The sequence below is a fragment of the uncultured Salinicola sp. genome (assembly GCF_937921195.1).
Classification (GTDB): Bacteria; Pseudomonadota; Gammaproteobacteria; order Pseudomonadales; family Halomonadaceae; genus Salinicola.
In genome coordinates, this window is the sequence record NZ_CALFQK010000034.1 from 1 (window position 1) to 19,062 (window position 19,062).

Annotated in this window: 15 protein-coding genes and 1 pseudogene; 2 read left to right on the plus strand and 14 right to left on the minus strand. The window is 60.9% G+C overall.

Annotated elements, in window-relative coordinates:
* Window positions 1-34: 34 nt before the first annotated feature.
* The 12 genes and pseudogenes from Q0602_RS03190 to Q0602_RS03245 form a co-directional block, all read right to left on the minus strand.
* A complete protein-coding gene (locus tag Q0602_RS03190) occupies window positions 35-1,444 on the minus strand; it encodes an NADH-quinone oxidoreductase subunit N (RefSeq protein WP_298838826.1) in 1,410 nt (469 codons plus the stop codon).
* A complete protein-coding gene (locus Q0602_RS03195; RefSeq protein ID WP_298838828.1) occupies window positions 1,444-2,931 on the minus strand; it encodes a NuoM family protein in 1,488 nt (495 codons plus the stop codon). Before Q0602_RS03195 ends, Q0602_RS03190 begins: the two co-directional genes overlap by 1 nt.
* Window positions 2,928-4,811 carry a proton-conducting transporter membrane subunit gene (locus Q0602_RS03200; RefSeq protein WP_298838831.1) on the minus strand — a complete coding sequence of 628 codons (1,884 nt, stop codon included), beginning with the start codon at window positions 4,809-4,811 and terminating at the stop codon, window positions 2,928-2,930. The genes Q0602_RS03195 and Q0602_RS03200 overlap by 4 nt, the downstream gene beginning before the upstream one ends.
* Window positions 4,811-5,116: an NADH-quinone oxidoreductase subunit NuoK gene (gene nuoK / locus Q0602_RS03205; protein ID WP_035413666.1), complete on the minus strand. Its 306-nt coding sequence runs from the start codon at window positions 5,114-5,116 to the stop codon at window positions 4,811-4,813. The genes Q0602_RS03200 and nuoK overlap by 1 nt, the downstream gene beginning before the upstream one ends.
* A 27-nt stretch (window positions 5,117-5,143) precedes the next feature.
* Window positions 5,144-5,779 carry an NADH-quinone oxidoreductase subunit J gene (locus Q0602_RS03210; RefSeq protein ID WP_298838849.1) on the minus strand — a complete coding sequence of 212 codons (636 nt, stop codon included), beginning with the start codon at window positions 5,777-5,779 and terminating at the stop codon, window positions 5,144-5,146.
* On the minus strand, window positions 5,779-6,702 hold the full coding sequence (locus Q0602_RS03215; protein ID WP_298838852.1) for an NADH-quinone oxidoreductase subunit H: 924 nt from the start codon (window positions 6,700-6,702) through the stop codon (window positions 5,779-5,781). Before Q0602_RS03215 ends, Q0602_RS03210 begins: the two co-directional genes overlap by 1 nt.
* Complete coding sequence (locus Q0602_RS03220; protein WP_298838855.1) at window positions 6,695-8,005, minus strand: hypothetical protein; 1,311 nt, start codon at window positions 8,003-8,005, stop codon at window positions 6,695-6,697. Before Q0602_RS03220 ends, Q0602_RS03215 begins: the two co-directional genes overlap by 8 nt.
* A complete protein-coding gene (locus Q0602_RS03225; protein ID WP_298838858.1) occupies window positions 7,996-8,343 on the minus strand; it encodes an NADH-quinone oxidoreductase subunit A in 348 nt (115 codons plus the stop codon). The genes Q0602_RS03220 and Q0602_RS03225 overlap by 10 nt, the downstream gene beginning before the upstream one ends.
* Window positions 8,344-8,882: 539 nt before the next feature.
* A pseudogene (locus Q0602_RS03230) lies at window positions 8,883-9,629 on the minus strand (helicase-related protein); the annotation flags it as partial.
* A 13-nt stretch (window positions 9,630-9,642) separates the two neighbouring features.
* Window positions 9,643-11,121: an aldehyde dehydrogenase gene (locus Q0602_RS03235; protein ID WP_298838861.1), complete on the minus strand. Its 1,479-nt coding sequence runs from the start codon at window positions 11,119-11,121 to the stop codon at window positions 9,643-9,645.
* 35 nt (window positions 11,122-11,156) lie between these two features.
* On the minus strand, window positions 11,157-11,750 hold the full coding sequence (locus Q0602_RS03240) for a thiamine pyrophosphate-dependent enzyme (RefSeq protein WP_298838864.1): 594 nt from the start codon (window positions 11,748-11,750) through the stop codon (window positions 11,157-11,159).
* A complete protein-coding gene (locus tag Q0602_RS03245; RefSeq protein WP_298838867.1) occupies window positions 11,750-12,262 on the minus strand; it encodes a thiamine pyrophosphate-binding protein in 513 nt (170 codons plus the stop codon). Before Q0602_RS03245 ends, Q0602_RS03240 begins: the two co-directional genes overlap by 1 nt.
* 242 nt (window positions 12,263-12,504) lie before the next feature.
* Here Q0602_RS03245 and Q0602_RS03250 point away from each other — a divergent pair, with 242 nt between their 5' ends.
* Complete coding sequence (locus Q0602_RS03250) at window positions 12,505-13,440, plus strand: LysR family transcriptional regulator (RefSeq protein WP_298838870.1); 936 nt, start codon at window positions 12,505-12,507, stop codon at window positions 13,438-13,440.
* Window positions 13,441-13,634: 194 nt separating this feature from the next.
* Here the strand turns inward: Q0602_RS03250 and Q0602_RS03255 are convergent, their stop codons facing one another.
* Both Q0602_RS03255 and Q0602_RS03260 read right to left on the minus strand, forming a co-directional pair.
* Window positions 13,635-13,916, minus strand: coding sequence for a hypothetical protein (locus tag Q0602_RS03255; RefSeq protein ID WP_298838873.1), 282 nt, complete (start codon window positions 13,914-13,916; stop codon window positions 13,635-13,637).
* A gap of 342 nt (window positions 13,917-14,258) precedes the next feature.
* On the minus strand, window positions 14,259-15,329 hold the full coding sequence (locus tag Q0602_RS03260; protein ID WP_298838876.1) for a DUF3275 family protein: 1,071 nt from the start codon (window positions 15,327-15,329) through the stop codon (window positions 14,259-14,261).
* A gap of 803 nt (window positions 15,330-16,132) precedes the next feature.
* Between Q0602_RS03260 and Q0602_RS03265 the strand changes: the two genes are divergently transcribed.
* Window positions 16,133-18,499 (plus strand): AAA family ATPase, encoded by a 2,367-nt coding sequence (locus Q0602_RS03265; RefSeq protein WP_298838878.1) that lies wholly within the window; start codon window positions 16,133-16,135, stop codon window positions 18,497-18,499.
* Window positions 18,500-19,062: the final 563 nt, after the last annotated feature.

The following is a 19,062-nucleotide window of genomic DNA, read 5'->3' on the forward strand; positions in this document are numbered from 1 at the left end:
TGACGTGGATCCGGCAGGCCAGGCCCGCCGGGGCCTACAGGGCAAAGCGTATCGATTCTGTAAACAGCGAGAGCGCTTCCGCGCCGAGTCCCCCGACGATCAGCAGCACGCCCGCCACGGCCATCGTGGCACGCGCCCACTGGCCCGACAGCACATGCACGGCGGACCGATGATTGCCGAACATCATCGGCGCGACGATGCGCAGGTAATAGAACAGCGAGACGACGGTGTTGATTGCCGCCACGAGCGCCAGCCAGGCGTAACCGCCGTCGAGGGTGACGCGAAACAGCATCAGCTTGCCGAAGAAGCCGACCAGCGGCGGGATCCCCACCAGGGACAACAGCGACACGATCAGTATCGTGGCCGCGATCGGTGCGTGCCGGGCCAGCCCCCGGTAATCGTCCAGTGCGGTACGTCCCCGCAGGTGCGTGACCACGGCGAAGGCAGCCAGGTTGGCCGTGGCATAGCTCGCCAGGAAGAACACCAGTGCCGGCAGGGCCTGATCGCTGACACCCAGCACCACGATGGCCATCAGGGCATAGCCGGACTGGGAAACCGATGACCAGCCCAGCAGGCGGCGCACGTCCGTCTGTCGCAACGCGGCCACGTTACCCAGCGTCATGGTGGCGACGGAGATCGATGCCACGATCGCCCGCCAGGCGACGTCCGGCGGCAGCAGGGAGACGAAACGGGCCAGCGCCACTGCGGCACCGACCTTGGGAATGACAGTCAAGAAGGCCGCCGCCGGTACTGGCGAGCCCTGCGCCACGTCCGGCATCCAGGCGTGAGCCGGAAACGCCGCCAGCTTGAAGGTCAGGCCCAGCACGACGCAGGCCGTGGCAATGGTCAGCGCCAGGCGGTCGCTGTCCGTGGCAAGCGTTTGGGCGATGTCCGGATACCCGGTACTGCCGGTCAGGCCGAACAGCACCACCACCCCGATCGTCAGCAACGCATTGGTCAAGGCGCCGATCAGGAAATACTTCATGCCGGCTTCCAGCGCGGGCGCCCATCCACGGTGATAGGCGGCCAGCGGGTAACTCGCCACCGAGGACAGCAGTACGCCCAACACCAGCTCCATGGTATCGCTGGCCGATGCCATCATGATGACGCCCAGCAGAGCGAACAGCACCAGCGCGTAGTACTCGCCATGGCGTCGATCGGTCCGCATCCATTCAGGCGACATCGCGACGACCAGCGCTCCGGCGCCCAGCACGACCAGCTTGCTGGCGAGCGCCACGCCATCCAGCGCCCAGACACCGGAAAACGTCAGTCGCGGCGCCCCGCCCCATTGCGCGACGGTCAGCCCCGCACCGAGGCCGATGGCGAGCAGGGCAAGCACAGCTGCCCAGTGATGCTGCCGCTGACGGACGAAGCTGGCGAACAGGACGACCGCCACGGCACCCAGCGTCAGGCTGATTTCCGGCAGTACGTCACCGATAGGCATCAGCGGCCTCCCACCAGCAGCGTCGCCGATGCCTCGACCAGGGTCAGCAGAAACGCCGGCGCCACGCCGATGATCACGAAGCCTGCCGACAGCACCGCGAGCACGCCCCACTCGATGGGACGCAGATCCTCGAACTGCGCCCAGCGCTCCGGCATCGCCCCGAAGAACACCTTCTGCAGCATCTGCAGAAACAGCGCCGCCGTCACCAGGATGCCCAGCACACCGATGACGGCGAGCCACGGGTAGACGCCGAAGGTGCCGGCAAAGATATGGAACTCCGCCACGAAACCGGCCAAGCCGGGCAGGCCCAGGCTGGCAAAGGACGCGAGCACGGCGAAGGCGGTCAGCCACGGGGCCTGACGAAGCAGACCACCGTAGCTGTCCAGATCATACTCCTCGGTACGCTGCCAGAACGAGCCACAGATGAGGAACAGCGCTCCGGTAATCAGGCCGTGCGCCACCATTTCTACCGTGGCCCCTACCAGGGCCAGCTCGCGGGCATATCCGGTGTCCTGGATCAGGGCACCGGCGGCGGCGATACCCAGCACCGTGTAGCCCATGTGATTGATCGACGTGTAGGCGATACGTCGTTTCAGGTTGCTCTGACCAAGCGCCACGAAAGCCCCGTAGAGAATCGACGCGACCGCGAACAGCGCAATGACCAGGGCATAGCGTGAGAACGTCTCCGCCATCATGGCGAACGGAATGCGGATGATTCCGTAAGTACCCATCTTGAGCAGCACCCCGGCGAGAATCGCCGAGACCGGCCCCGGGGCATCGACATGCGCCTGGGGCAGCCAGGTATGCACGGGCACCACCGGTGTCTTGATGGCAAAGCCGAGCATGAGGGCGAGGAACACCAGGCCGGCCGTCATGCCCGCGCCCGCCAGCGGTTGCTGCTCGATGAGCACGCGCATGTCGAAGGTATGCGGTTCGACCGACAGATAGAGTCCGATGATCGCTAACAGCAGCAACAGCGAGCCGCAGAAGGTGTATAGAAAAAACTTGAACGCGGCGAACTGCGCCTGGCCATGCCCCCAACGGCCGATCAGGAAGAACATCCCCACCAGGCTCAGGTCGAAAAAGACATAGAAGAGCAGCAGGTCCAGCGCCAGGAAGACACCCAGTGACACGGACTGCAGGAAGAGCATCCAGGCGTAGTACTGGCGAGGCTGATGCTTCGTGTCCACGGGGTAGGCGATACTCGCCGAGAAGACCAGCGCACTCATCGTCGCGACAGCCAGGGCAATGCCATCCACGCCCAACCTATAGCCCATGCCCAGACTGGGTACCCAGGGCACCTCCTCGACGAACTGGAATAGCGCACCTTGCGGATCGAACTGTCGCCACGCCCAGGCCAGCAACAGCACCGGCAACACCGAGACCGCGATGGCAAACCGGCGAGCCGTGGCCTCGGTCCAACGGCTTGAAACGGCGAGTGCGAGAGCCCCCAGCATGGGAAGCCCCAAGGCTGCAGTCAAAATCAAAGGAGCGCTCCTATGCTCAGGATGATCAGGATCGCGGCGAGTCCTGCCACGATACCGGTGTAGTAGTGATGCATCTGCCCAGTGTGCACCCGACGTGCCACTTGCCCCGCCCAATCGACACCCTTCGCGAGCTGGTTCGTGGCGCCATCGAACGCGCCTTCGCCACGCCGCTCTCCCAGCCTGGCCAGCCACGCACCGAAGCGGGCACTGCCCCGGATCCCGGCATCCACGGCGCGATCGTCGAAGCGTGCCAGGCCATGGCTGAACATCATCACGGCATCCGCGCCACGCGCCGTCAACGTCGGCAGACCCAGCCAGTCCGCCATAGCGGCACGCTTGTCGTTCTGCTGGCGCGACACCTCACGACGCACCGCCCAGGTGCCGAGGCCCACGCCCAGCGCCACCAGCAGTAGCGACAGGATGAGTTCCCATAGCCTGGTCTTGGGAAAGTGCACGGACAGCAAATCAGCGAGGCCATTTCCAACACCGGGCCACCAGAGGAGCGACAGCGCCAGCGTGCCTGCCGCCAGCAGGTAGAGCGAGATGCCCTCCGCCCGGGAGTGCCCGGACCGGGAGGCCGCCGCGCTCGTGTGGTCATGCCGCCCCCGCCCGAACGCCAGCAGTTGAAAGCGTGTGGCATACAACGCGCTGAGGCCTCCCGCCACGGCGGCGATCACGGCCAGCCAGGACGCTTGATGGCCGGCGGCCGTGACGATCTTCTCCTTGCTCCACGCCGCACTCAGCGGAACGACGCCCGCCAGCGCCAGGCTGGCCACCATGGTGGCTGCCGCGACGCCCGGAAGCAGGCGACCCAGGCGCATCGCAGTCAGTGAATAGCTGTCGACATGGCGTTCGGCGATACCGGCGGCCAGAAACAGGGCCGCTTTCGTGAACGCATGCGTGACGAAGTGCACCAGAGCGACACCGGGAAAGCCCACCCCTGCCGCCAGCCACATCAGGCCATACTGGGCCGATGTCGAGGCGGCCAGCAGCTTCTTGGCATGGCCCTGAAGACAGGCCACCAGTCCCCCTGCCAGGGCAGTGGTCAGCCCCAGCGTGATGGCGACCGGCGCAAACCAGGCGACGGCGGAGAGTTCCGCATGCAGCCGGACCACCAGGTAGATCCCGGCCGCGACCATGGTCGCCGCATGGAGCAATGCCGACACCGGTGTCGGCCCGGACATGGCGGCAAACAGCCAGGGAGAGAACGGCACCTGGGCGGATTTCGCGGCGGCGGCCAGCACGACGCCGGCAACGAACACGTCCAGCAGCCATCCATCGAGCCGGGCCAGCGCGTCAAAGGCAAACGACCCCGTGCCGGCAAACACCGCCGCCGCGGCGATATACAACCCCAGATCCCCGAAGCGAGTCACCAGGAACGCCCAGGCGGCATCCCGCAGGTTGCCGGACTTCTGCCATTCATGGGCGATCAGCGCCCATGAACATGCCCCGACCAGCTCCCAGGCGATCAGCAGAGTGACGAAATCCTCGGCCAGGACGAGCAGTTCCATCGCCCCGACGAACGCCGCCAGCAGCGCCACCAGTCCGACGGGCGGGCGCGCTGTTCCCCCGTCACCAGACGATGTTTCATGGTAGGCACTGTAGGCGATGATCGGCGCGGCGATCAGTGGCACGACGATGGCGAACACGGCGCTCGCGGGCGTCATCCCGAGCGACAGAACGACTCGGGAACTCCAGCGATAGGTGCCGCTCCAGTCCACCGTGACCGCGACGCTCGCGAGCAGCAAGGTAGCGACCGTGATCGCCACCCCCGCCACCGCCAGCGCGGCACGGCCCCTGTCGTCGCTCGGCCAACGCTTGCCGAACCCATGGATAACGAGGGCGGCCAGCAGCGGCAAGAGGGGAACGGACCACAGCATCAGTGCTTCAGCCCGGTCAGCGATTCGGTCATGTCGGCCTGTTTACCGCGGAAGACCGCGACCACCAGGGCGAACCCCATCGCCATCTCGATGGCCATCACGGCCATGACGATAATCGTCAGCAATTGCCCTTCCGGCGCCCCGGCCCCGCTGAAGGCCCAGAACGCCACCGCCGCCAGCATGACCCCGTTGAGGATCAGCTCCAGTCCCATCATCAGCATCACAAACGACTGCTGGGAAAGCGCACCATAGATCCCGATACCGATCAGTGCCGCTGCCAATAGCAAAAGTGTGGTGAGTGTCATGCAAGCCTCCCTGCCTGTCTGTCCCGCTCAGTGGTGATGGTGATGATGGTGATGCCCGCCCTCGCCCTCTTCGTCCTCCTCGGGCTTGCCTGCCGGGTCGCCGTCCGGTTCCAGCCCCGGCGGCATCGAGCCCTCCGCCGCTGCGCCATAGCGTCCGCGATGGCTCGACAGCACCACCACGCCGATCATGGTGGTCAGCAGCACGAGACCCGCCGATTCGAAAATCAGCATCGAATCACCGAGCATCTCGTTGCCCAGTGATCTGACAGGCTCGAGGCCTGCCGGCACCGGCTGGTCGGGAAAGGTCGCCAACAGGGCCATAGCGCCCAGTATCAGAAAACCGGCGACGCCGGCCCCGATGGCGATACGTTCCTGATGGACCATGTTCATGGGATTCAGGCCGGCCGGGTTCATCATGAATATGACCATGAACAGCGCCATGACCGTCATTTCCACGGCCATCATGAAGAACATGGCAACGCCCAGGTATTCCGCCGCCAACAGGATCATGATCACGCCCACGGCGATGAACGACACCAGCAGGAAAAAGGAGGCCCGTACCATCGAGTCGGTGCGAAACACGCGCCACCCGGTAACCACCGCCAGCGTGGCCAGCAGCAGAAACGCGATATCGACACCGGTGCCGTCATTCATGCTCTCCATCACAACAGCGCTCCTATCCCGGCCCACACCAGATCGATGAACGACAGCGGCAGCAACACGACCCACATCAAGGTGACGCAGCGCTCCGGCGCCAGTCGCGGCAGTAACCGCCCGAGCAACAGCAGCACGATCAGTACCGCCAACATCTTGAGGGACATCCATAACGGGCCGGGCAGCCAGGGCCCCAGCCAGCCCCCCAGGAAGGCAGTCGCTGCCACGCCGCTGAACGCGACCAGCATGGCCGCCCGGGCCATGTCCCAGACCAGCCTTGGCGGCCCCGAGATCTCCGAGGCCGTGCCGCCGGCCAGATCCGTCGAATCGGCCAGATTAAGCGGCCCCCAGAAGGTCATGCCCAGGCCGACGATGAGAAACAGCGGCAGTCCCAGTGGCTGGCGGATGACATTCCACAGGCCTTCCTGCGAAGCCACCACCTGGGTGAACTGCAGCGATTCGGCCGGCAATGCCACGCCGATCAGCACGAACATGCTGATCAGGATGTAGGAGAGCCCCAGCGCCACGTACCGGTACCCTCCGATCAAGGCCAGTAACGAATTCGCCGACCAGCCATGCAAGAAGATGACGACGGTCGCCAGCGCTTCCACGCTGCCCCACAGCACCACGCTGGTGACCAGATCCGTGGCGACCAGCGATGCCGACCATGGCACCACCGCCAGCCCGCCCGCCGCCAACGCCAGATACAGGGCCGGTGCCAGCCGCCAGGCCCGCCAATCCGGCGCTTCGGTGGCATTGGCATGCTGGGTCAGCAACCAGGCGCCGCGCGCCATCGGCGCCAGCCAGATACCTCCGGCCTGGGGAGTGCCAAGCGCGCTGGCAACCAGGCGATCGAGCACGGCAACGGCATAACCGCCGACAACCAGCATGAAGATCACCATGAGAACCGGCAGAAACAGCTCGCTAAACATCGTTCCCGGTGCCTCCCCGTACCGCCCGGGACTCTCCGGATGGCCGTGTGCCGACAGGTTGATCGGTCAACCCCGCGACATCCAGACTGGCGACCGCCGCCAGGGCATCGCCCCACTCCAGCCCGGGTAACAGCTCGTCGAAGAGCGCACTCGCATCTGCCGGCCGCCGCGCCGACCAGGGGCCACGCGGTGTCTCGATACTGCCTGTCCGCTCCGTTTGTACCCTGTCGCGTTCGGCCAGACGGGCCAGATGAAGGGATTGGTCGATTTCGTCCAGAAGCTGTCGCCAGCGAGCATGGGTATCGCCCGCGATCTGACAGACGGGAGAGAACCCCAGTCGTCGATAGCCGGCATCCTCCGCGCGCAGATCATCATCCATTCCGGCAGCTCGAGCGGCGGGCCCACCGATCATGCGCGCCTGCTCGGGGCCGAGCGCGCCGCCGCCCGCCGTCAGGCGAAAGAAGCCGCTACGTGATAGTGCGCGCCGTAATCCGTCGAGGGTGCTCGACGTCGACAATCCACGCGCCAGGCGCAAGGCCCTCAGGCTCACGTTCTCCAGGCCCGCCAGGTGAAACGCATGAAACAGCCGCTGCAGGTGATGGCGGGCCCGGGCAAGCTCGACCTCCGCAATGGGGACGGGGCGCTCGCGAGCGTCGAAAAACACCTCGTCGAGAGGTTGTGGGTACGGCGTCAACTGCGTTTGCCATGTCTGCACGAGATCCCCCTGCAGGGTGATCTCCGCCGCCATGCCGGGCGGAAACGCGAAAAAGAACGGCCCCAGCCGGAAAGTCAGTGAATCCAGCGTCAATCCGTCGCGGATGTCATCTGCCATGTTCATGGCCATGGGCCGCCCGTAGGGCACCCCGCCCATCATGCCTTCACCGCCCTGGCCGAAATCGCCCTCGCCTTCCCAAGGGTTGGGCGGCTCGTCCGGCAGGAGACGATGGGTACTGCCGCGGCAGCCTTCCATCAATTCGCGATGCGCCGTGACCAGTGCGCCGGGCAGGTCGTCGAGATCGTCGATACGGGCCACGCGTTCCAGATGAGGCCAGGGTTCGCTGCGAAACCACAGCGTCGTGAAGGGGTATGGCAATTGGTCATGCACCCGACGCAGGGGCTCGAAGCGGTCGGCCGGAATCTCCCCCGCCACCAGCAACACACTGGCGTGGCGCGGCGAGTCGACCAGTTCGATTTGCGGAGAAAGCGCGAGATGCCGCAGCGCGCCATCACCCTGCTTGCCCAGCACGGGAAACACAGGAACGCTGCCACGCGAGGCGAGTTTGTGCAGCCAGTTCACTGCCACTTGAACACCCCCTCACGCCAGGCATAGACGATGCCCACCGACAGGATGGCGAGAAACATGCCCATCTCCATCATGGCCTTCATGCCCGTCTCGACGAACACGACCGCCCACGGGTACATGAACATCATCTCCATCTCGAAGGCGATCAATAGCAGCGTCATGGGGTAATAGCGAACGTGGTAGCGGCTCCAGGCGTGGCTGTCGGGCGTCCCCCCGCCCAGAAATGGCACGCGTTGAGACCAGCCGGGCCGAGGCTGGTGACGCATGGGCAGCCACTGCACCAGCAGCCCGGCGCCCAGTACCACGACCAGAATGATGAGAAGAGCGAACAGCTCCATGCGTATCCCTCGCGTCGCTGATTCAAACGAACCTGGGCCAGAGCCAATGACCGCGGGTTCCAGTCCCTTCACTGATAACACTGATAACCAGCCCTTTGTAAAAGGGTAGGCGGCTCACCTGAACGCAAACTGAATAAGCGTCCTCATCTAGCTCCCTGGATAAAGTAGGTTAACAATAGCCAAGGTGCGAGGCAGAGTCGGCCGTCACGCAGCCAGCGGCATCGGGTCATGCGGAAGTTACGGTCGGCTGAAACGGCAAGGTGTGAACGACAGGAAGAGGCAACAAGGCAGAGCTGAGAGTACTTTCTGGCAAAACTTGCAGATCGAGTAGGAGAGGGCGTCACCGCACTAGTCCTCTCTTCAGATTCTACCTCGCGATGGACACCTTTGCGGTTCAGCTAGTGATTCCCCTTGCCGGGCCCACAGAGGACTTGCACCTCCAAGTCGTCCGTGCGGCCACTACGGCGGGTCGGGACAGCGCCATGCCCGGCGCACACATAAAAAACCCCTCCGAAGAGGGGTTGGGGTAAACCTGATCGTCACGCGACCAACTGACGGGCCAGTTCCATTTCCACCGACTCGCCATCGCTGTTGAGCGCATCGAGCCCGGACACGGGGATGTCCCCCGGACGTGCTCTGCGCCACTGCGATCTTGCTGGCCATCAGTCGCAGGCAGGCAATCTGTGGCGTCTCGGCGTAGCCGAAGAACAGCACACGCACCGCAAGGTGCTGAACAATACGCCATGAACGTCGCGCCGCCTGCTGCAGCGTGTAGACTCCAACCGGTCTACATGAACGCGATCGTCGGGAAGTCGAGAAGATCCAGGCCAGTCTTGATCAGCTCCGGGTTGGTGATCAGCACATCGGTCCCCTTCTCGACCTGATCAGCGATCCAGTCCTCCCGCCGACTGGTGTCGACTCTCGAGAGCAGTACGGCCACTTTGAGTCCCTCTTTCTCGAGCACGCGCTTCAGGCGCCTCGTCGCATCCCGCTTGCCAGTGTAGGTTGAGTAGACCAGCACCTTGCGGCCCTGGGCCTTCTCCGGCCGGCATAGCTCGACCAGCTCGCCCTCCTTAGGCATCGCCGATGCTTCGTCGAAAATCGACTTGGCAAAGCTGATCACCGCCCGCGATCGCGGATGCTCGACCGCTTCCGATCGAAAACAGCAGTCATGCCACGCCAGCAGAACATATGTAGCCGTGTGAGCAGTCAGTTTGCTGGATCAATGAAAAACACACGTTGATCAAACGAAAAAGCCCGCGCAGGTTAGACCTTGCGCGGGCTCGGGTCTTTCCGACCTTAACGCAGTACGAAGGGGTTACCGCTCGTCACACCGGCGTTGATCCACACGCTCTTGGTCTGCAGAAACTCGTAGATGGCGTCCTGACCGTTCTCGCGGCCGAGCCCGGAGTCCTTGACGCCGCCGAAGGGCGCCATGAAGCTCACCGCGCGGTAAGTGTTCACCCACACCGTGCCGGCTTCGAGCTTCTCGGTCATGCGGATGGCTCGCGCCATGTCACGGGTCCAGACCGCTGCCGCCAGGCCGAAGCGCACGTCGTTGGCGATCCGCACCGCCTCGGCCTCGTCGGCAAAGCGGATGATCGAGAGCACAGGGCCGAAAACTTCTTCCTGGGCGATACGCATGTCGCCGCGAACGTCACCGAAGATGGTCGGCTCCAGGAACCAGCCATCGGCGATATCCTCGCGGGTCGGCTTGCCACCGCCCATCAGCAGTTTTGCGCCTTCACCACCGGCGATCTCGATATAGTCGAGAATCTTCTGATACTGCGCCGGCGTGGTCACCGGCCCCACCTGGGTTTCCGGGTCCATCGGGTCGCCCATGCGAGCCTGGCTGGCGACATCGATCAGCTTCTCGACGAAGGCGTCGTAGATATCCTCATGGAGCAGCAGCCGCGACCCGGCGATGCAGGTCTGGCCACTAGCCGCGAAGATGCCCGAGATCGCGCCGAACACGGCCTGCTCGAGATCGGCATCCGCGAAGACCACGTTGGCGGACTTGCCGCCCAGCTCCATGGCGGTGTGCTTGAGCTGGCCGGCGGCCTGCTCGTTGATGCGCTTGCCGGTCACGTCGGAGCCGGTGAAGCTCACTTTCTTGACCAGCGGATGCTCGACCAACGGCGAGCCGACTTCCGCGCCGTAGCCGGTCACCACGTTGAAGACACCAGGCGGGAAGCCGGCCTCCTCGAACAGTCTGGCGAACACGAGCGTCGAGGCCGAGGTGAACTCGGAAGGCTTGACCACCACACTGCAACCCGCCGCCAGCGCCGGAGCGACCTTCCACGTCATCAGCAGCAGCGGCGAATTCCACGGCGTGATCGCGGCCACCACGCCGACCGGCTCGTAGCGGGTGTAAGCCAGGTAACCCTTCTTGTCGAGCGGCAGTACGGCGCCCTCGATCTTGTCCGCCAGTCCGCCGAAATAGTAGTAGTACTGCGGCAGATACTTGACCTGCCCGGCCATTTCGGCGATCAGCTTGCCGTTGTCGCGCACCTCGAGCTCGGCGAGCCGATCGGCCTCGCGGGCGATCAAATCGCCCAGGCGGTGAATCAGGCGTCCGCGCTCGCTCGCGGTCATTTCCGCCCACGGCCCTTCGCGCATGGCGCGGTCGGCCGCACGCACGGCGCGGTCGACATCGGCCTGTCCGCCGCGGGGGATTTCCGCCCAGGGCTCGCCGGTGTAGGGGTTGTGCGATTCGAACCAGACGCCATCCTGCGGATCGACATCCTGGCCATCGATATAGAGCTGATAGCGCTGCATGATCCTCTCCTGTGTCAGCCGCGCCGGGCCGCGCTTCAAATGGGTGACAAGCCCAGCGCGTCGCGGAAGCGATTCTTGATATAGACGCCATCACGTGCAGGCAGTGCCCGCGGCGACTCCTTGGCACTGATGAACACCTGGGCGAAGCAGGTACCTTCGCGCGCGTTGATGCGATCGGCGATCTCACTCGAGCCGGCGTGATCTTCGACAGTGAAGGACTCGGCGATCCCGAAGCCCTTGGCCACCGCGACCAGGTCGGTGCCGAGACTGGCGTGACTGCGCTGCATGCCAGTCTCGCCGTAGTGGCCATTGTCGAGCACCACGATGCTCAGGTTGGGCGGGAGTTTCACGCCCACGGTGCCGAGGCTGCCGATGCCCATCAGCATCTCGCCATCCCCGGTGACCACGACCACCGGCTTGTCCGGCCGCGCCAGGGCGAGCCCCAGCCCCATGCTGACCGAGCCGCCCATGGCGCCCCACAGGTAAAAGTTACCCGGCCGATCGCCGGCGGCAAATACGTCATAGGAAGGAGACCCCAGGCCGGTGACGATCAGGGCATCCGGGATCGATTCGACCAGGTCCTTGATGAAACGGCGACGGTCGAGTCCTTCACGAGTCTGTTCGGTCATCATGGCTTCACCCACTGTTTGCGGCCGATGAGGCTTTGCGAAATCAATACCGCGACCCGGTCGCCGGCTTCGAAGGCGGCGAAGGCCGCCGCGCTGACCACTTCTCCCATCTCGTCGGGATGCGATACGCGCAGCACGTGAATGCCCATCAGCTCGAGCGCCTGCTGGGTGGCACGGCCCATCGGCTCCTGCCACGGATTGAACTCGGCGTACTCGCCTCGCATCGTCACCAGTGTCAGGAACGGGAAGCGGCCACTCTCGAGCAACGAAAACATGTTGACGCAATTGCCCACGCCGCTGCTCTGCATCAGCAACGCGGCACGCTGGCCGCCCAACCAGGCGCCGCTGACCAGCGCCACGCCCTCTTCTTCCGTGGTCAGCACGGTGTCATGAACCTCCGGATCAGCCTGCGCCGCACGGATCGTCTCGGAGTGACCGGCATCGGGCACGTAGGCCACCTGCCGCACGTCAGCCGCCTTGAGCGACTCGAAGATGGAAGATTGCCAACTCACGTCTGCACCTCTGTTGAAAGCGAATCGATGGTCAGGAAGGAACCTACGATCGGAAGGGATGGGTACCGGGAACGGCCTCGACGAGATCAGCAACACGCGGCGTCCCAGGGTCGTGACAAAATATTTTGTAATGTGATCGCCAGTGAAATACATTTTCGTGATGACAGGATCAGGCCAGGGAATGGTCTATGAGGGGCATAGGCTGTGAGGGGAAAAGGCAACGCGATCCAGGAGGCCGAACGTTGGAGTTCAAACATCTGCGCACCTTTCTTGCCGTGGCCGAGGCCGGCAACGTCACTCATGCCGCCACGCTGCTGCATCTGGTGCAGCCGGCGGTCTCGCGCCATCTGAAGCTGCTGGAAGAGGAACTGGGCACGCCGCTGTTCCACCGCGAACGCCAGGGCATGCGGCTGACGGCGTCGGGACATACGCTGCTCGATTACGCGCGCCGCGCGCTTCAGGAGCTGGAGCGTGCCCGCGACGAGATTCGACCCGACGATGGCCGTCTCAGCGGTGTGGTCACCATCGGCCTGCTGCCCAGCGTGTGCGACCTGATCGCGAGCCCGCTGATACGCCGCTTGCAGCAGGCGCATCCCGATATCCAGCCGCGCATATCGATGGGCTACGCCGGCCACCTGCACCAATGGCTGGAGTCAGGCGAGATCGATATCGCCCTGAGTTACGCGCCGCGCCAAGCCCCGGCGATCGACACCGAACCCCTGCTCGAAGAGGCGCTCTGGGCGATCGGACTCCCGCATCACGCGCTGCAGGCAACGCACCCGATCTCGCTGGAAACGTTGGTCAGCCATCCCTTGATCCTGCCCACGCCACGCCACGGCCTGCGCCAGCTACTCGATCTGGCGCTAATCCCCCGTGGTCTGCAGGCCAGAGTCGCGGTGGAAACCGATGCCATGAGCATTCAGAAGCGACTGGTGCTGGAGGGTCACGGCGTCTCGATCCTGCCGGGCATCGCGGTGGCGGAAGACCTGCGCGAAGGCAGGCTGACGGCGGCGCCCATCGAAGCCCCCGGCCTGAAACGGCGCATCGTCCTGGCGCACTCCACCAATCGCCAGGTCTCCCGCGCCGTTGCCGGAGTAGAGAACGCGTTGAAGCAATGCGTGAAACAAGTTCTCAACGAGGGGCGCTGGCCCATGGCGCAACGATTCAAAACCTCTTAGACGCGCATCTGACCGGACTTCATGCTGTCCGATTGCCAGATCCTGTCGCCATCAGCAACATAGTTGTCCAACAAAAGCTCTGGCGCCTCTTCGAGACGCCAAAGCGGGGTTGCAGGTGGCATGCTGCCTCCATCGACAAGGATGGTGACGAGCTGCCCCGAGGGCAGTCATCGCCCCCGGGGTTGAGTGTTGAATCAGGCAGGCACGAAGCGACGCAAGCGCGGTTCGTAATGCCGGGCGTCACGCTCGAAACGAATCGGGGCGTGCCCGTTGAGGTAGATCGTGGTGAGGTATCGATCGCGATAGGTCAGTGCCTGCCGCGCCGAGCCCTCGGGTATGCCCTCCGAGATGAAGAACGTGACCAGTTCCTCATCCGACGAGTTTTCGTCGTTTGAGAGCAGATCCTCGATCGTGTGGAGCTGGGTCTCGGTTAGTGCCAAGAACGCCGGCTCCATAGGTTGCTCATTCGTGGCCATATGAGGCTCCTTCATGATTCTGGAGAGCGATCCCGTCCTGTGGAACCGGTATCGCCCCGCCGGAATGGCTTGGGTTCAGGTGCTGGATGTCAGACGCTGAATCCAACTGCCGGTGGCCAGCGCGTTATCCGCTTGGCTCGGCGATGAGAAATATCCCTCAGACTCTCTCAAGACAGGGCCATGCTCCTCGTGAATGGTGCCTATGTCTTAGCCTGCTTCACTTTTCAACGTGCAGAGCTCTAACAGCACACCAAGCTCACGATGAGCCAGGTAGCCGTGACAGTGAGCCAGATAGCCGATGGGTTTAGCATTGGAAGTCATGTCGTACTCCTGGGTAGAAGATCAGGCCGCTGCGGCAGCCGAATAGGTCCATGTCTGTGTCGCGGCATCGAATTGATAACCCATCTGCTTCAGGCGAGTGACCTGGGCACGGAAAGTACCCCGATCGACCATGGAATCCAGCTTGACGCTGTCGCCCAGTAGCCATTGATGCCCGAAAAGCTCGATGTCCTGATCATCCGCCTGCGGTCGGCGCTTCGGCTTAACCTCGGCGCTCTCCTTCAGCGGTTGATCGGTCGATGCCGGCGTGCGGTTTTCCTCGTGCGTCTGCTTGAGGAATTCCGCTGCCAGACGTGCCGCGCCCGTGGCGCGAAAAATGGCTTTCTTGTCCGCCTGCAGCACGCTGATCCAGTTGGCTATGTAGGCGGCGTCGAAGGCCTCGTTGCGAATACCGAAGTGTCCGCACAGATAGGCTGAGCCCAGCTGCGCGACCAGCTCCTCGAGCGCGTAGCGGTCGGAACCGAACGGCTCGGGGTCGGTGATCCCGATGCGAGCCAGGCGTGATTCGTGCCCGGTGGCATGGGTGAGTTCATGCAGTGCCACGCTGTAGTAGCCGTCAGCATCGTGAAAACGCTCCTTCGCAGGCATCAACACCCTGTCCTGCCGGGGGTAATACGCCGCGATCTCGCGATCCAGCGAGTGCGTGACCTTGATGCCACAGCCGTCGATGAAGTCGTCCAGCGCGCTTACGCTGTCGAATCCCTCGACCAACGTCGCCGGCGGATTCGTGACCTCATCGGGCAGCCCGTCACACTGATCCACGTTGAAGAGATTGAAGCCCCTCAGAATCGCGAAGTGCTTCTCCTTGGGGTTGCCCTCGTCGTCGAGCACCCGCTCGCCGGCGTCATCGACGATCTCGCGCTTCATGGGCTTGTAGAAGCACGCGAGCGTGCTCTTCGCACCCTTGCGTACCGTCCCCCCGGCTTCTTTCGCCTGACGAAAGGTGAGCCAACGGTCCTGGGAAAATCCTCGACCCTCGGCCTCGCCCCACAGCAGTGGCACATTGATGCCGCTGTACTGGCGACCGGAGACGGCATTACAGGGTATGAGTGGCGTTCGGCGGGACGGATCCAAGGCTGCAAGAGCAAGTAATCGAAGCAGCGCTGCCCTGCCCTGGCTCTAGACCATGCACAGCTTGGGAACGATGCAATGGTCGAAGTGACTAGAACTTCAGAGAACATTAATTTACATTCCTAACATTCAGCAATGAGCATGGGATGGCTCATCCGCACGATGCAATGGCTGATGAGCTGCATCGGCTAGGGCCGCTTTCGATCCATAGCGGACATGGAGAGATGGGCATCGGGCTCCAAGGTCTGGGAGTAGCCGGATTCTTGCAATACGAACCATATTGTCAGTGGAGAAAGTCATGGGAATTAAACCAGGGCCGAAAAGAACTGCTAAATCAACCGGAAAGCCAGATAGGCGTCAACGCGATAACAAAAGCACTCTTGGAAATACGAAATCGCTTAAACCTCATAAACACAAACCGGGTGATTAAAAGGGAGGCTGGCAACTTCTGGCCGAATGCGACTCATAGCAGCCATTCGTGAAGGGCGGCTATCGGCCAGAAGCGGACAGTAATAGAAAATGTGCATCTTGAATAGATGCACCATGGCTAGCAGTAATCGAGGCTCGTAGGACGCGCTTGACCACTCCCCTGAGTGACGTAAAAGAAAGAGTAGATTATGACAGCCGGGGGTCGCCGACGGTAGTTATCAATTCCTATAGGCCTCACAAGCTGGTGTATTACTCTGTACTGAGGCGGCCAAAGGCCATCGCCTGCTTCCTACGCTGAAATCTAGGATGGCGTGCGTCATATCCAGGACCGCCCCCCTGGCTTGCTCTCTAACTTTCTTTCTCCACGGATGCGAGACATGATTGAATCGATCACCCTTTCCGGCATAGCGACCTACAGCCCTGTAACCCCCGAAACGATCCAAAACCTGAAGGCCGTGAATTACTTCTACGGTGCAAACGGAGCAGGCAAGACAACGATTAGCCGACTGATAAGCAACCCAGCGCTATCGACTGCCTCCAAGGTCTCGTGGGCGAAGGGCAATCAGGTTCCGGCAATGGTCTACAATAACGACTTTATTGCTGCGAATTTTACTGATTCGAAGCAGTTCAAAGGTGTGTTCACCCTAGGACAGGCCGAGCAGGCGCAACTTGATCGCCTGGAGGACCTCAAGAAGGAAAGAGACTGCCGCGTGCTGCTCAAAATTAGAGCGCAAGAAAATCTGAATGGCCCAGACGGTAAGAGCGGTAAGATCGCCGAAAAAAAAGCCCTAGAAGCAAAGCTAGTAGCACGGTGTTGGGAACAAAAGCAGAAGCACGATGACGAGTTCCAGGGGGCGTTTAAAGGCCTGAGGAATAATCGGGAGGCCTTCAAAAATAGGGTCTTACATGAAAGCAAAAGTAATACCTCTCAACTAGTTGATATTGAAGATCTGCGTAGCCGTGCGAACGTAATTTATGGTGACGCACCATCACCCATGAATGCCGTACCCAACCTTGACATGTCCCGCTTGGTTGCGCTTGAGCAAAACCCTATTCTGAGAAAGAAAGTGGTTGGAAAAGAGGATGTGAATGTATCTGCGATGATCCAGCGCTTGGGGAACAGCGATTGGATTAGGCAAGGTATGAAGTACTTGAGCTATGCCGACGATGACTGTCCTTTCTGTCAGCAGAAACTACCGCAGGAATTCGAAAAAAGCCTTGAAGACTATTTTGATGAAACATTCGAGGCCGATACTAGAGCCCTATCGCAGTTTCGAACTACTTATAGCTCGGTAGCAGATAGCCTGTTAGCCCAAGCTCAAGCAGTCTTGGCTACGGATTGTTCTCACTTAGACAAAGAGAAGCTTGATCGTGAATTGCAGGCCCTGAATGCAATCATTTTGGTGAACAAGCAACGCATTGACCACAAAGTGGCTAGCCCGAGCATTGACGTGGCACTGGAAGGCCTTGCAGAAATTCCGCTTAGAATTTCTGAGCTAATCAACTCAGCCAACCTCAAGGTCTCTGAACATAACCGCCTTGTTTCGGAGTTCTCAGCTGAACAGGATAAGTTAACAGGTGCAGTATGGCGGTATCTTCTTGATGTTGAGCTTAAAGATACTCTTGCTGATTACGCCAAAGATATTGATCGTATCAGCAAAGCAATTGATGGCATCACTGCAAGCATGGATAGGGCTGAGATAGATATATCCACGACTGACGCAGAAATTTCAAAAATTGAAAATTCACTGACAAGCGTGAGGCCTACTGTCATTGCGATAAACAACATCCTTAAAAGCTTTGGATTTCGAAGTTTCTCCCTAGACCCTGCATGCGCCGATAATTCATATCGCCTGATCAGAAGCGATGGAACTGATGCTAAAGCAACACTCAGCGAAGGCGAAAAGACCTTCGTTACTTTCCTATATTTCTATCATTTGCTCAGGGGAAGCATCACGACCTCAGGCATAAGCTCTGATCGAATAGTCGTCATTGACGACCCGGTTTCAAGTCTGGATAGCGATGTTCTGTTCATCGTGAGTAGCTTGATCAAAAAGCTTTTCCAAGAAGTTCGCCAGAAAGGGAATCACTTAAAGCAGATTTTTGTCCTGACCCATAACGTGCACTTCCATAAGGAAATCACCTTTAATCCCCAGAGGGCTGGAGATGTATCTATTAAGGATGAGACATTTTGGATAGTGCGCAAGCCCGATCAGTTCTCGAAGATCGAAGGTTTCGAGAGCAATCCTATTAAAACGTCCTATCAGCTACTTTGGGCAGAATTGACGAAAAAACCGTTACCGGCGCTTACCATTCAAAACACTATGCGTAGAATTCTGGAGAACTACTTCAAAATTCTAGGAAACATAGATACGCACGTCATCATTGATAAATTTGAAGGGCAGGAAAAGGTTCAGTGCCAATCATTAATTAGCTGGGTTAACGACGGATCTCACTATTCACCAGATGATCTGTATGTGGCAATTAGTGATGGGATGGCGCACAGCTATATGAAGATATTTTTCAAGGTCTTCAAGTCTATGGGACATATGCCTCATTATGAAATGATGATGGGCCAAGACTTTGTCGATTTAGATCCTGCTGAGTTAGAGACGGAAGATGAGGAACTGGTAGGCGGCGCTGCCGCCGGCACAGATACATCTATGATTGTTTCAGAAGCGGTTGGTGATGAAGGTGCTGCCGAGCCATTGGACACAACTGCGCCTTGGCGAACTCCAATGTAGCTCAGTGCCGTAAGCCATTCTCTGCCGAGGTGGATGGTTTGGCCTCTGACATACCATTCTAAGTCGATTGATCATGAACTAGCGTGCCTAGTGGTGCGCTGGTTCAATAGCTTCTGTCTTTGGCATGATACTCGGCATTGAGCCGTTCGCGGCTTTGTAGGCGCCTCCGAATGTAAAATAGAGAGTTGGTGAACGTCCGCTTTTGGCCGAAAGCTGACACTGAAGGTGAGCCTGAGTCACTTGGCCAACTCGAAACGGAAGACTCTCAGTAGCGACTGTCCGTGGAGCCGCCCTTTGGCCCTTTCCCTCGTCCGGCCCTTTGGGGTTGTCATGTTCAAACAACCGGGTAACCCCCTTCCCCTTACTCCCCCTTCCCTTCCTATCCTTTTGCAGTAGGCTTTTCCTTTTTCAGGAGGGCCTATATCCAGGAGCTGGAATCGCGCGGCAGTTGGCCATGAGGGTCGTAGGCAACGAGTCTATCCGTGTCGGTCAGCGCTTCGGTAAAAAGAAGGGTATCCGGATTAAGTGGTAGATGGAGCCCCCTTGCTCCTTCGAACCCTTAA